This is a genomic window from Pseudoalteromonas sp. XI10 (genome assembly GCF_001469895.1).
In the GTDB taxonomy this organism is placed as follows: domain Bacteria; phylum Pseudomonadota; class Gammaproteobacteria; order Enterobacterales; family Alteromonadaceae; genus Pseudoalteromonas.
In genome coordinates this window covers 150333-163790 of record NZ_LOPY01000060.1, presented here as the reverse complement: position 1 = coordinate 163790, position 13458 = coordinate 150333, and the positions used below count along the sequence as shown (strand labels likewise).

Annotated in this window: 12 protein-coding genes; 10 read left to right on the top strand and 2 right to left on the bottom strand. The window is 40.7% G+C overall.

The genetic code is table 11. The features are described 5' to 3' along the window. The first annotated feature begins 1 nt into the window (after window position 1). The 7 genes from AUR67_RS18275 to purF all read left to right on the top strand — a co-directional run bounded on the left by AUR67_RS18275 (window position 2) and on the right by purF (window position 6614). Window positions 2-334 carry a Na+/H+ antiporter subunit G gene (locus AUR67_RS18275; protein ID WP_054553163.1) on the top strand — a complete coding sequence of 111 codons (333 nt, stop codon included), beginning with the start codon at window positions 2-4 and terminating at the stop codon, window positions 332-334. A 141-nt stretch (window positions 335-475) separates the two neighbouring features. Beyond that, window positions 476-1270, top strand: a complete 795-nt coding sequence (truA, locus tag AUR67_RS18270; protein ID WP_058586314.1) for a tRNA pseudouridine(38-40) synthase TruA — start codon at window positions 476-478, stop codon at window positions 1268-1270. Between the two features lie 158 nt (window positions 1271-1428). Continuing rightward, window positions 1429-2304, top strand: coding sequence for an acetyl-CoA carboxylase, carboxyltransferase subunit beta (accD, locus tag AUR67_RS18265; protein WP_058586313.1), 876 nt, complete (start codon window positions 1429-1431; stop codon window positions 2302-2304). A gap of 25 nt (window positions 2305-2329) precedes the next feature. Then, complete coding sequence (gene folC, locus AUR67_RS18260; RefSeq protein ID WP_058586312.1) at window positions 2330-3595, top strand: bifunctional tetrahydrofolate synthase/dihydrofolate synthase; 1266 nt, start codon at window positions 2330-2332, stop codon at window positions 3593-3595. 11 nt (window positions 3596-3606) lie between these two features. Next, window positions 3607-4260 carry an SPOR domain-containing protein gene (locus AUR67_RS18255; RefSeq protein ID WP_054562088.1) on the top strand — a complete coding sequence of 218 codons (654 nt, stop codon included), beginning with the start codon at window positions 3607-3609 and terminating at the stop codon, window positions 4258-4260. 314 nt (window positions 4261-4574) lie between these two features. Next, complete coding sequence (locus tag AUR67_RS18250) at window positions 4575-5069, top strand: CvpA family protein (RefSeq protein WP_036969851.1); 495 nt, start codon at window positions 4575-4577, stop codon at window positions 5067-5069. Window positions 5070-5087: 18 nt separating this feature from the next. Beyond that, window positions 5088-6614 carry an amidophosphoribosyltransferase gene (gene purF, locus AUR67_RS18245; protein ID WP_054562087.1) on the top strand — a complete coding sequence of 509 codons (1527 nt, stop codon included), beginning with the start codon at window positions 5088-5090 and terminating at the stop codon, window positions 6612-6614. An 82-nt stretch (window positions 6615-6696) separates the two neighbouring features. Here the strand turns inward: purF and AUR67_RS18240 are convergent, their stop codons facing one another. Continuing rightward, window positions 6697-7296, bottom strand: coding sequence for a Yip1 family protein (locus AUR67_RS18240; protein WP_058586311.1), 600 nt, complete (start codon window positions 7294-7296; stop codon window positions 6697-6699). Between the two features lie 230 nt (window positions 7297-7526). Here AUR67_RS18240 and miaE point away from each other — a divergent pair, with 230 nt between their 5' ends. The 3 genes from miaE (at window position 7527) to AUR67_RS18225 (ending at window position 12653) form a co-directional block, all read left to right on the top strand. Further along, a complete protein-coding gene (miaE, locus tag AUR67_RS18235; RefSeq protein WP_058586359.1) occupies window positions 7527-8285 on the top strand; it encodes a tRNA isopentenyl-2-thiomethyl-A-37 hydroxylase MiaE in 759 nt (252 codons plus the stop codon). A 239-nt stretch (window positions 8286-8524) separates the two neighbouring features. Next, window positions 8525-10747 carry an EAL domain-containing protein gene (locus AUR67_RS18230; protein ID WP_058586310.1) on the top strand — a complete coding sequence of 741 codons (2223 nt, stop codon included), beginning with the start codon at window positions 8525-8527 and terminating at the stop codon, window positions 10745-10747. A gap of 67 nt (window positions 10748-10814) precedes the next feature. Further along, on the top strand, window positions 10815-12653 hold the full coding sequence (locus tag AUR67_RS18225; RefSeq protein ID WP_058586309.1) for a sensor histidine kinase: 1839 nt from the start codon (window positions 10815-10817) through the stop codon (window positions 12651-12653). On the opposite strand, the gene AUR67_RS18220 is transcribed toward AUR67_RS18225, so the two are convergent. Continuing rightward, on the bottom strand, window positions 12646-13443 hold the full coding sequence (locus tag AUR67_RS18220; protein ID WP_058586308.1) for a transporter substrate-binding domain-containing protein: 798 nt from the start codon (window positions 13441-13443) through the stop codon (window positions 12646-12648). The genes AUR67_RS18225 and AUR67_RS18220 overlap by 8 nt on opposite strands. Window positions 13444-13458: the final 15 nt, after the last annotated feature.

Here is a 13458-nt window from a genome sequence, read left to right as displayed (position 1 = left end):
AATGATGAGTGAATGGATTGTATCAATCTTATTATTAATTGGTGGTTGCTTTATTCTTATAGGTTCAATCGGACTTGTGAAAATGCCTGACTTCTTTATGCGCCTGCACGGTCCAACTAAAGCAACAACGCTTGGCATGGCATCATTGTTAATTGCTGCCATGGTGTATTTTAGCTACACCCACGATGGCATCAGTGTGAAAGAAATTTTGATTTCAATTTTCTTACTGATCACCGCACCTATTAGCGGCTATATGCTGATCAAATCAGCCATCCACCACAAGCTTCGTGCTAAAGATGGCACCAAGGGCCTCGATAACATCGAAGAAGATTAATACTAGCTCGCAACTATAGTTAAGCGAATTGGTGTGATATCTGAGTAACCAGAACAATGTGATCTACTACAGTGGCTTTTATTGCGCTCGTAGATCGCATAAAATGCCCCGTCATTTAGTACAGTAGGTAAATAGAGCATTATGCGAGTAGCACTTGGAGTAGAGTACAACGGCGCGCGTTACAGTGGTTGGCAACGTCAATCACACGTCAATAGCGTACAACAAGAAGTAGAAACGGCGTTGTCGCGTATTTGTAATCATCCAGTCGAAATTGTTTGTGCAGGTCGCACCGATGCGGGTGTACATGGCACTGGGCAGGTGATCCATTTTGATACTCACGCTGAGCGTGAAATGGTCGCGTTTACGATGGGTATGAATACCTTACTGCCAAAAGATATTGCTATTCGCTTTGCCAAGCCTGTAAGCGAAGACTTTCATGCTCGTTTTAGTGCCACAGCACGTCGCTATCGCTATGTGATTTATAATTACACCTATCGCGGCGCTATCATGAGTGAAGGGGTGACCCATTTTCATCACCCATTAGACGAAACTAAAATGCAAGAAGCCTGTCAGTATTTAATAGGTGAGCATGACTTTACTTCGTTCAGAGCACTACACTGCCAAGCAAATACAGCAAATCGTACTATTCACCATTTATCGGTAAAACGCCAAGGTGATTATGTGATCATTGATATTAAAGCTAATGCGTTTTTACATCACATGGTACGAAACATCACCGGGTGTTTGATGGACATTGGTCTTCATAAGCATGAACCTGCGTGGTTAAAAGAATTACTTGATTTAAAAGAGCGCGCTAAGGCAAGTGCAACAGCAAAAGCCGCTGGCCTTTACTTAGTTGATGTGGATTACCCAGAACATTTTGGCATTCCTAAAACACCTTTAGGGCCTTTGTTTTTACCTGATTCAGACAGTTAGTCTTAAGTCCACGACTACTAAGACCAGTTTTTTATATCGTCTGCGGGTAATTCATGTTTTAATTGAAAAAATCTGTCTGTTTATTTGTTATCAGAAACACAAGCGAGTGTTTCCAATTAAACAGACTGCGACACAGAACAGCATTAAGAGAGTTGCAAATGAGTTGGTTAGAAAAAATCTTACCTAAAACGACTAAATCGTCAGGTCGTAAAGAAATCCCTGAAGGGGTTTGGGCTAAGTGTACAGACTGTGATTCAATTTTATATAAAGCAGAATTAGAAAAAGCACTCAACGTGTGTCCTAAGTGTGATCACCACATGCGTTTAAGTGGCCGTAAACGTCTTGAAAACTTTTTAGATGATGCTGATCGCCAAGAAATTGGTGCAGAGCACGAACCAAAAGACGTATTAAAGTTTAAAGATTCTAAAAAATACTCTGACCGTATTACCCAAGCACAAAAAGTAAGTGGCGAGAAAGACGCACTTGTAGCAATGAAAGGCCGCCTAAAAGGCATTCCTGTTGCTGCTGTTGCTTTTGAGTTCTCGTTTATGGGTGGTTCAATGGCGTCAGTAGTAGGTGCTCGTTTTGTAGAAGCTGTAGATCAATGTTTAGAGCACGACATGCCACTTATTTGTTTCTCTGCATCAGGCGGCGCACGTATGCAAGAAGCTCTTATGTCATTAATGCAAATGGCTAAAACAAGTGCTGCACTTGCAAAAATGAGCGAAAAAGGCTTACCGTTTATTTCAGTATTAACTGATCCAACAATGGGTGGTGTATCTGCATCACTGGCAATGCTTGGTGATGTAAACGTTGCTGAACCTAAAGCGCTTATCGGTTTTGCGGGTCCTCGCGTAATTGAGCAAACAGTTCGTGAAACGCTTCCTGAAGGTTTCCAACGCAGTGAATTCTTGCTAGAGCATGGTGCAATCGACATGATTGTAGACCGTCGTGAAATGCGTGACACCCTTGCACGTATCTTAGCGAAATTTATGAACTTGCCTTCTACTGAACAAGAGCATAGAGTAGCGTAAATTTCAGCTTAACTGATTAAACGCTATGACAGAAATCCTTCCTAGCCAATCATCAAGCCTTGATGATTGGCTTTGTTATTTAGAAAGTGTCCATCCTGCTAATATCGAAATGGGTTTAGAGCGCGTAGAACGCGTGGCAAACCAAGTCGGCTTACTCGATACATCAAGCAAAATAATCCTAATTGCAGGTACTAATGGTAAAGGGACCACAGCCCGTTGCCTTGAAAGCTTATTACTTGCACAGGGTTACAGTGTCGGTACTTATGCTTCGCCGCACCTTATTCGTTATAACGAGCGCGTACGTATTAATGGCCAAGAGCTTGACGATCAATTCCATGTTGATGCTTTCGATATGCTTGAAAAAGGCCGTGGTGACACGCAGCTCACGTATTTTGAGTATGGTACCCTAGGCGCACTTGCTATTTTTAAACGTCACGCCGTTGATTATGTGCTGCTAGAAGTGGGGCTGGGTGGCCGTTATGATGCGACTAATATCGTGAACCCGCATGCTTGTGTGATCACCACCATAGATTTAGACCATAAAGAATACCTAGGCGATACTCGTGAACTTGTTGGTTACGATAAAGCCGGTATTTTCCGTACCAATACACCGGCTATTGTTGGCGATTTAGCGATTCCGCATACAGTGACTGATTATGGTAATGAAATTAACGCTGATATGGTTCTATCAGGCCGTGACTTCATATTCACAGAAGATAATGAAGGCTTTAACTGGCAGTACCAAGGTAACGATTGGCGCTTAGCTAAGCCCGCTATCCCTTGTCAAAATGCAGCAACCGCGTTGACCCTACTTGCAAAACTTGAGCTATTGCCAAGTGAGCAACAAGTGCGTGATTGCTTGGCGAATCTAATTGTAGAAGGGCGCTTTCAGCAGTTAAGTCAGCAGCCGCTTGTTTTTACCGATGTTGCACATAATCCTGAGTCAGCTCGATATTTGGCACGCAAATTAAGCGTGTATAAAGATCAAGGGTTTAAAATTCATGCATTAGTCGCTATGCTTGCAGATAAAGATAAAGTGGCTGCAATGTCGGCCGTGGCAAATGTTGTTGACCAGTGGTCGTTAGCAAGCTTAGATTGTTTTCGTGGCGACAAAGTTGAGAATCTTGCTAAAGCACTAGCCGAAACCACATCAACAGCGCCTAGTACGCACTATGAGAGTGTTGAAACTGCGCTAGATACGTTATTACCAAATGTTGATGAAAACACGTTAGTGATTGTGTTCGGTTCGTTTATAACTGTGGCTGCAGCCATCAATTACTTTAAAAAATAGAGAGGAAATCGGTGAACGCAGGGTTTATTAATCGCTTAGTAGGCACCACGATTGTGGTTGTGGCGGCTATTGTCTTCATTCCAAACATTTTGGATGGTGAGAAGGTTCATTATAAAGAAGGCTTTAAAGCTATTCCTGAACGCCCTGAGTTCACTACGATAGACTTGCAAGAGGTGATTGATAATAAAGTCGCCTCTGCCGAGCAACCTTCGCAAATCCCGGTTGAAGATACGCAAGCAAACGATGCTGATCTTGTCGCAAATGAAACCCAGCAAATTGATACTGCACCGCAAATGGTTGAAGCTTCAACTGATGAGCCGGTAATTAACAAAGCTGAGCCGAAAGTTGCAGTGCAAGAGCCTGCTAAGCCAGCTGCTAAAACGCCTGAGCCAACCCGTAAGCCAGAAGAGAACCTCACACAAATGGCTTATGTTATTCAACTGGGCAGTTTTTCTCACGCACCTAATGTGAAATCACTACAAGAAAAATTAAAAGCGAATGGTTTCAAAACCTTCACTCGCCCAATCAAAACCCCGAACGGCACACTGACAAAAGTCTTTGTAGGTCCTTCACTTAGCAAGAAAGAGTTAGAAAGTAAGCTTCCTGAGTTAAAGCAGTTAACCAAGTTAAACGGCAAAGTTACTCAGTTTGAAATTACAAAATGATCTGGCATTTTCCAAATACCCAAACCACCTGTAGATCCATGATTCAGCGCTGTCACAGGGTTTTCAATACAAGGCGGGGCGATGCAGGAATGTAGGTACCTTTCAAATTGCCACAACACAGTAGTGGAAGCCCTGTGAAGCGCCCGAAGGGCATGGCTAAAACGCATTTATTCTGCGTTATTGATTTTGACAAGGGGACACCATTCCCTACAATCAATGCCTTGCCTAAATGCGTTTTATCTCATGCTGAATTCTTGCATCCACAGGTGGTTTGGGTATAGAATGCGCCCCAAATTAACGACTAGTTGGTTCTTATGATCTGGGTTGATTACGCCATACTTGGCATTATTGCACTATCCACTATCATCGGCTTAATACGTGGCTTTGTAAAAGAAGCAATGTCATTAGCTGTATGGGCTGGCGCATTTATCATCTCTAGTTTGTTTTACCAATATTTAGCATCCTTCCTAACAAGTATTTCAGAACCCCTTTTAAGAAATGCAGCCGCAATAGCCATATTATTCTTTGCGACACTCCTGTTGGGTGGGTTACTAAACTATATTTTAGGTGAACTTGTACAACGTACTGGTTTATCTGGCACAGACCGTGTTTTCGGCATAGTGTTTGGTGCTCTTCGTGGCGTGTTGGTCGTAAGCGCGTTACTCTTCTTTCTTGATGCTTTTACCGGTGCACCTAATACGCATTGGTGGGGCAACTCTATTTTGATTCCAGAATTTGGCTTTGTTGTTGAGTGGTTCTTCTCGTACCTCGAAAACAACTCGAGCTTTTTAAATTCTGTAAACCGTTAATCGGCGAGGATAAATTTAATGTGTGGTATCGTTGGCATAGTCGGAACTTCTCCTGTTAATCAGGCGTTATATGACGGCTTAACTGTTTTGCAACACCGCGGTCAAGATGCAGCTGGCATCATTACCATTGAAAACAACACGTTTAGCTTACGTAAAGCCAATGGCCTTGTAAAAGATGTATTTCATACCCGTCATATGAAACGTCTGCAAGGTACAATTGGTATTGGCCATGTTCGCTACCCGACAGCTGGTTCTTCTAGCTCGTCTGAAGCGCAACCTTTCTATGTTAACTCGCCATTTGGTATCGCACTTGCGCACAATGGTAACTTAACAAACGCAGAAGCATTAAAGCAGCAATTATTTTCAGAAGCTCGCCGTCATGTTAATACAACATCTGACTCTGAAATTTTACTTAACATCATGGCGCATGAATTAAGTAAATCGAACAAGCTAAAACTTGATGCTGAAGATATCTTCACTGCGGTAACTGAAGTGAATAATAAAGTAACCGGTGGTTATGCAACGATTGCAATGATCATTGGTCACGGTATTGTTGCGTTTCGTGATCCGAACGGTATCCGCCCTCTAGTATTTGGTAAGCGTGAAACTGCAAACGGTACTGAGTACATGTTTGCATCAGAAAGCGTTGCTTTAAAAACAGATGGCTTTGAGTTTGTACGTGACGTTGCACCAGGTGAAGCAATTTACGTAACTGAAGATGGTCAACTTTTCTCGCAAGCGTGTGCTGAAAAAGCAACTTACTCGCCGTGTATCTTTGAGTTCGTTTATTTTGCGCGCCCAGATTCAACAATTGACCGTATGTCTGTTTATGCAACACGTGTAAACATGGGTACTAAGTTAGGTGAGAAAATCGCGCGTGAATGGGCTGACAAAGACATCGACGTGGTTATTCCAATCCCAGAAACATCATGTGACGTAGCACTTGAGATTGCATCAGCTCTTAACCTGCCATACCGCCAAGGTTTTGTTAAAAACCGCTACATTGGCCGTACGTTTATCATGCCAGGTCAAGAAATGCGTAAGAAGTCAGTTCGTCAAAAACTGAATGCCATTGACCGTGAGTTCAAAGGTAAAAACGTATTACTTGTTGATGACTCAATTGTTCGTGGTACAACGTCAGCGCAAATCGTTGAGATGGCTCGTGAGTCAGGTGCTAAGAACGTTTACTTCGCATCAGCAGCACCAGAGATTCGCTTCCCGAACGTTTATGGTATTGATATGCCATCGGCAGCTGAGCTAATTGCTCATGGCCGTGAAGTTGAAGATATCAACGCAAGCATTGGTGCAGATGGTCTTATCTATCAATCGCTAGATGACTTAATCTCAGCAGTAAGCCAAGAAAACCCAGAAATCACCCGTTTTGAAACATCAGTATTTGATGGTCAATACATCACTGGTGATATCGATCAAGATTACCTAAACCACATTGACCGTTTACGTAATGATTCAGCGAAATCAACTCGTGAAAATGCGATGTCAGCAAGTTTAGAGTTACATAACCAAGAAGAAAACAGCGCTGATTAATCAGCCTTGATTTGATTGGTATAAAAAAGGAGCTTTACAGCTCCTTTTTTGTTTATGGAAAGAAAGGAAAATAACAATGAACTTAAGTAAACATAGGGTGGACAATTCCGTTAGTCCATAAAATAGCTGTGGCAGCTAAAATAATTACCAGTAAGATCAGCCCACAGGTGACTACTGAACTGGCATAGATAAAACCTCGCTCTTCAGGAATGTGCATTAAAATTGGCACCCCTGTGTAGAGTAAGTAAACAGAGTAGGCCAACGCTACAAGGCCTACACACACCACAAACCAAAGCTCTGGTAAGAATGCCGCAAATGAAGACATAAATACTGGCGTTGCTGTATAAGCTGCAAGCTCTAGGGTTTGTGTAAAGGTGGGTTTTGCACCAAAGGTCACTGCCATCCAATGAGCTAAGTATGCCAGTGCAAAAACGCCCGCAATTAGTGCAAAGTACATCGCAACCGCGATAAGTAATGCACTATCATGGGTTAAATATACAGCCTCACCTGCACCAATACTCCAGCCCAAATAAACTGATGAATAGTAGCCCATTATTGAAGGAATACAGGCAATGAGTAAAATGTGCGATAAGCTATAGCGCAAGCTTTCGTGACGGTTATCAATTGTCTGCCATTCTTCGAGTGGGTGAGCGTATAAGCCCCATAAGTGGTTTAGAATCATAATTATTGCCCCTGTAAAAAAGGAATATGAGCTGTTTTATTTTTGTACAGCTTTGATTAAGTTATGGTTCAGTAATTAAGTCTTGTCAAGAAGCTGAAATAATCGACATAGTCGATTAAATGTAACTCTTTAGTGCATATAGAAAATTACTTTGCACTGATGTGGGTCATGGAATGCGGGCTAATTTATGTGATAAAATCGATTTAAGATTTTTGATGAGAAGTTATTCAGTGCCTTATTCTGATTTATTAGCGCCCATTCATTCTTTTTTAAAGTGCGAAACACCCGATGAGTGGATTGCTGCGGCAACCAAAAAAGAAAACTTAGATGTGGTTTTAATCGACCATCTTATCTGTGAATTAAAAGCAGCTCAGTCTGCTATGTTTTTAATTCGTAAGTACGCGGTTGATAAAGAAAGCAGTGATGCGTTGCTTGAGTGGTTAAAACCATTTGAAACACTTATTTATAAGCGAGAAGGGGATTGGCGTGAGCTTGCAGATAAAAACAAGCTGACTAAATCAATGATCCCAAAATCGAATTCACCTTATGGGCAAGATCTCATTGATAAAATGGTGATGCTCATCAAAGAAGAACTACATCACTTTTATCAAGTTCTTGAGATCATGGATGAGTACGGTATTGAATATAAAAGCATTACACCATGCCGTTATGCAAAGGGTATGCTGCGCCACGTAAAAACTTACGAGCCAGATGCCTTGGTAGATAAGTTAATTATCGGTGCTTACATCGAAGCCCGATCGTGTGAGCGTTTTGCTAAATTAGCCCCACATGTTGATAAACGCTTAGGTGATTTTTATATTTCACTACTGCGCTCTGAAGCGCGTCATTACCAAGATTATTTAACTCTTGCGCAAGAAATCAGTGAGTTTGATATTACTGAGCGTGTTGAATTTTTTGGTCAGCTTGAAGCTGAGCTTATTTCAACCCCAGATGAAGACTTTAAATTTCACAGCGGTGTGCCTGCATAATATATTAAATCAGAGCGCCTGTTTGTTGGCGCTCTTCTGCTTAATCTCATCAACCCCAGCCTTGTTAATCGTTAAGGTTTGAACCTATTCAAATTAACTAATTCTCATTATTTTTCTAATACTTATTTGTTTATTGTTTTAGTAGATAATTTGTACCTTTTAAAATTTTGCACTACCTTTGACCTAGATTGCTATTAACATTCGTAAAATAGAATCATAAGTTGTTAAAAGGAGAATTCATGCGTGATTCTAATGTGCCTTTCGAGTTTAAAGAGGATGCTTCTGAACAATCGCATACTCAAAAAACATGGAAAATATTAACGGTTGAAGACGACTTAGACTACCAACAAGCATTATTAAATAGTTTTAATGCCATATCTCTTGATAGCAATGAGTCACTGGAGCTACTAACGGCAAATTCAGTGTCAGAGGCATCGTCTGTGTTATCGCGTCACAAAGACATCGCTATTGTATTTCTTGATGTGGTGATGGAAGAGGATGATTCTGGCCTTAGGCTTGTAAATACCATTCGTCACGTTTTAGGCAATAACGATATACGCATAGTGCTATTAACAGGACAGCCAAGCTTTGCCCCTGAACCACAAGTAATGCAATCGCTTGATATTGACGAATACTGGAATAAGTCAGACATGACGGTAGATAAGCTTAAATCTATTGTTAGTAGCCATCTTCGTACGTATCAATACATTTCGCAAATCTCAAATGCTAAACAAGGACTGCAGCTTGTACTCGATGCGGCAAGAAGCATTAATAGTAAACACGATATACGTGCGTTTTCTCATGCGGTGCTAGATGAAATAGGTAAAATTTTGCATTTATCTAAGGGAGGCGGTGTATTATGTGTTGGTAATGAAAAGCACTTTGATAAACACCCCAAAGTTATAACTAGTATCGGCTGCTATAGAGGGCTTGATGGTAAAGAGCTCAGCAAAGATGTGCTCTCTGAAGAAGCACAGCAATCTTATATCTTAGCCAGAGATAAAAAAGAGCATGTGTTTTCTGAGCATTACAGTGTTTTTTATTTTGATACCGCAGACGTTGATATTAGCTATTACATCACGATTGTTAAATCAGATGTTCCCATCGACGAGCATAATGTATTTTTACTAAAAGTGTTTAGTGAAAATGTCAGTACTGGCTTTTCGAATATTGCGCTGATGAACCGCCTGACGGAGCTTGCATATACCGATATAACGCTAAATATACCTAACAGAAACTGGTTACAGCGCGAAATCGATAATATGAACAAATACGAACAAGCTGAAACTCAGTTAGTGGTATTTGAAATACTCCAGTTTGACGAAAAGTCTTTTCGGTTTGGTCATGAATTTTGTAAAAAAACACACCTCAAACTGCGCGAGAATATTTTGCAAGCCTTAGCGCCGTATCACCCTAGAATTGCTGTATTTAAAAGTGATTGTTTAGGCGTTTTAGTGTCAAGCAACGCATTTGAAGATGAAAGCATTGTTGACTCTTTAAAACGTCAATCTTTTGAAATTGATGGGGTGAAACAGTTTTTAGATGTGCGTATTTTAATCATGCAGCTAATCGCTTTTGAAGAACATAGTGCTGAGCATATCTTTAACCTTGCTGAATCCACCCTCAACGAAGAGAACACACAAAGAGCTGAGCTGCTCTATTATACATTAGATAATACCAAAGCTATTACACGGCGCTATGAGCTAATGCAGGAGTTGCGCACAGCAATACGTAACAAAGAGCTCCAAGTAGCCCTGCAACCCAAGATTAATTTAACCACAAATGAAGTGATTGGTTTTGAAGCACTGGCGCGATGGCAAAGAGACGATGGATCATTTGTTAGGCCCGATGAGTTTATTGAACTTGCCGAAACTGCGGGGCTTATCAGTGAGTTAGATAAGCTTATTTTCGTTAAAATAATGCAAATAACTAAGCAATTTTCAGAGCAGGGCTTTAGCCTGCCAATTGCGTTTAATGCATCTACGTTTGATTTGTTAGCCGATGATTACTTTGTTGAGATTGCAGCTCGTCTTGAAGAGTATGGCATTCCACCTTCGTTACTTGAGCTTGAAGTAACAGAGACCCAAGCGATTTTTGATTATGAAAAAATCAACGCATGTTTAAATCGCTTTGCGGGTTTAGACATGAAAATTAGTATTGATGACTTTGGTACTGGCTATTCGTCACTTGCCCATATTAGTGAAATACCTGCGCAGATAATAAAAATAGATCGCTGCTTTGTAACCGATATTCAAGAGTCAAAATCTAACCAACACATTATCGAAATGATTATGTTGCTGGCAGAAAAATTTGGCTTTGAGGTAACGGCTGAGGGCATTGAAACAGAAGCCGAGCACAACTGGCTAATTGAAGCTGGGTGTAGTATAGGGCAGGGCTACTATTACGCAAAACCCATGTTTTATGATGATGCATTGCAGTGGCTAAAGGACAGGCCTAGATAACTATTATGATAGCAGTAACAAGCCAATATAAGTCACTGAAAAAAGTCTACTTTTTAAATTTATGGTCATGGCTGCTGTTAGCTTATTATTAAGCTTAATGGTTTATGTGATTCAATATCAAATACAAAAAAGTAGTGTCACGCTTTTGCAAGATAACACCTTACTTGCCGCTCACAACACCTTAAGCAGAGAGCTTGGTGATGTACGTAAAGTGGTAAAATTGCTGGTGGCCGATGACATATTAAAGCAAAGTGAAGAAAACGCATTACTTGAGCAACAAATACAAACCCATTTTGTGAACTTTGGTTTAGCTGCTGAAAACATTTCTCAAATACGTTGGCTAGATAGTGAAGGCCAGGAAAAGTATCGGGTTAACTTTAAAGCAGGAGAAGCAGAACTAGTACCAACGCAACAGTTACAAAATAAAATTAGCCGTTATTATTTTACCGAGGGTATGGAGCACAGGAAGGGTGAAGTTTATATCTCCCCAATAGATTTAAATGTAGAGCGCGGCTCAGTTGTTACACCCTATGAGCCGACATTAAGAGCATCTTATCGAACCACAAGTGATAACTTCATTCTAGATGGGCTAGTGGTTGTCAATTTTGACCTGTCGAAAACCTTACAGCAGATAAAGTCACTCAGCAGCTTACAAGCACAAATACAATTAATTAATGGCGCAGGTTATTGGTTGTTACACCCAAAGAAAGATAAAGAGTGGGGGTTTATGCTGGAGCAACCGATGCTGACACTCGGTAACGAAGATAGCTCATTATGGCAAGTCATCACTCAACTGCCGAAATCTCAGGATCTTATTGCATCGCATAGTCATGCAACTAGCTTTTTAAAAATGACCTTAGGTAATAATAGCGCAAATGGTACAAACGATATTATTGTACTGGTAAAGGCAGATGGTTCAGTGCAAAAAGCACTTATTTTACGATCTTTTATTATCGCTTTAGCTTGCGCTGTCAGCCTGATATCAATTTCTGGCCTATATTTGCAGCGCAGTTACCGAGACCAATGTAAGATTATTAAAGCCAGAGCGCACTTAGAGCACGAGCAGCAAGAGCTCTTAGCGGCCAATACTAAATTACAACGTTACATAAAACAGCAGCATCAACTACAAGGTGAGCTTATTGAAGCACAAAGGTTGTCATCACTGGGTTTAATGGTGGCAGGTGTTGCCCACGAAATGAATACACCATTGGGCGGTGCTGCTATTTCACTATCGAATGCACAATTAATTAATCAACAACTCAAAGATAAAATAGATGAGGGCTTTACTAAGCAGTTTTTAGAATCAAGCGTAGTAAAAGTTGCTGATAACTTAAGGCTATCTCAAGTAAACTTAGAAAAGGCTATTGATCATGTGAAAAGCTTTAAAGAAATGGCCCATGATCGGTCAAACGATCAATATATTAGCTTTAATGTCGAAAAAGTCATCGATGATCTACTACTTGGTTTAAAATCCCGCTTTAAAGCCTCAAAAGTAACTATAGACACTAAAATCGATGTCAAAAAAGACATTATTAGTCGCCCAGGGATTATTTCTCAGGTTATCGAGAGTTTAATCGTTAATGCAATTTCTCACGCCTTTGATGAGCTTGATAACAAACAAATTCAATTACATGCACATTTAAATCAACAAGGTGACCTTTGTATTAGCGTTTCTGATAATGGTTGTGGGATTGATGACTCTTTACGCAGTAATCTATTTGACCCCTTTGTTACTACATCGAGAAACCATGGTCATACAGGGTTAGGTTTGTACCTTGTGCATGAATGGGTTACGAGTGTTCTTAACGGAAAGATCCAGCTAGTTGCAAAGGAAGACCTACCTGAAGGCATCGCAACGCAGTTTAAGATTACCTTGCCACGCTTGAAAAAGAACAAAATTAGTTAGCATAGGTTTTTTCGTATAGCTGTGTAATATGGCTAATTTCTTTTTCATTCAGTTCATAATGCTTCAGTATCTCTAAAAGCTTGCCTGACGCCGTAATTGCTTTAAGACCTAAAGATAAACTTTGCTGAAAAAGCTCAGCCTGAGGGTGATTTTTATCAGCAATCACATGTAAGTGTTGTGTAGCAAGGTAAGGGGGAACGATTTCTAGCTCTGTTTGCTTTGCTCGCTGTAAGCGTTCGCTATTATTGAGCCAATACAAGGCAACCTCTTTTGTGCCTGCAACTAAATCAACACGACCATGCTTTAATAGCAACAAGCTCTCAATCAAGCTACTTGTGGTTGTTACGCTAAGGTTTGGGTGGTGCTCAAATTGCTCACTTACCACATAGTCTTCACCTTTACTGATTGTATATGGCTTTAATGAATACAAAGAGCCAGTATAAGTTATCTTGCTATCAACACGCTTGAATAACACGGTATGCGCGGTTGCTAATGAGGCTGAATATAGAAAATCTCTCGCTCTTTGCTTTGTATAAAAAGCACCTAGCACTGCAACACGTTTATGGCGTTTGGCAAGCTTTAGAGCACGTCCCCAGTGGGTGTATTCAATGGTGGCTTGATGTTTTTGTGTTTTCAGTGCTGCGACGATTACTTCGTGCAGCCAGCCCGGCTTGTTTGGCTTATCAATAAAATAAGGAGGAAACGGCTCTGTGACCAATTGCCAAGTTTGGCAATTGATTGAAAAGCTAATTAGTAAACAACAACATAAAAGGCTTAACCGACTCGTCATAAAGAATACTTTTTT

Bases quoted from the DNA above. Each gene is read 5' to 3' on its own strand.
- AUR67_RS18230 (WP_058586310.1), top strand. From the start codon at position 8,525: ATGCGTGATTCTAATGTGCCTTTCGAGTTTAAAGAGGATGCTTCTGAA.
- AUR67_RS18220 (WP_058586308.1), bottom strand. From the start codon at position 13,443: ATGACGAGTCGGTTAAGCCTTTTATGTTGTTGTTTACTAATTAGCTTT.
- AUR67_RS18250 (WP_036969851.1), top strand. From the start codon at position 4,575: ATGATCTGGGTTGATTACGCCATACTTGGCATTATTGCACTATCCACT.
- AUR67_RS18275 (WP_054553163.1), top strand. From the start codon at position 2: ATGATGAGTGAATGGATTGTATCAATCTTATTATTAATTGGTGGTTGC.
- folC (WP_058586312.1), top strand. From the start codon at position 2,330: ATGACAGAAATCCTTCCTAGCCAATCATCAAGCCTTGATGATTGGCTT.
- purF (WP_054562087.1), top strand. From the start codon at position 5,088: ATGTGTGGTATCGTTGGCATAGTCGGAACTTCTCCTGTTAATCAGGCG.
- truA (WP_058586314.1), top strand. From the start codon at position 476: ATGCGAGTAGCACTTGGAGTAGAGTACAACGGCGCGCGTTACAGTGGT.
- AUR67_RS18240 (WP_058586311.1), bottom strand. From the start codon at position 7,296: ATGATTCTAAACCACTTATGGGGCTTATACGCTCACCCACTCGAAGAA.
- accD (WP_058586313.1), top strand. From the start codon at position 1,429: ATGAGTTGGTTAGAAAAAATCTTACCTAAAACGACTAAATCGTCAGGT.
- AUR67_RS18225 (WP_058586309.1), top strand. From the start codon at position 10,815: ATGGCTGCTGTTAGCTTATTATTAAGCTTAATGGTTTATGTGATTCAA.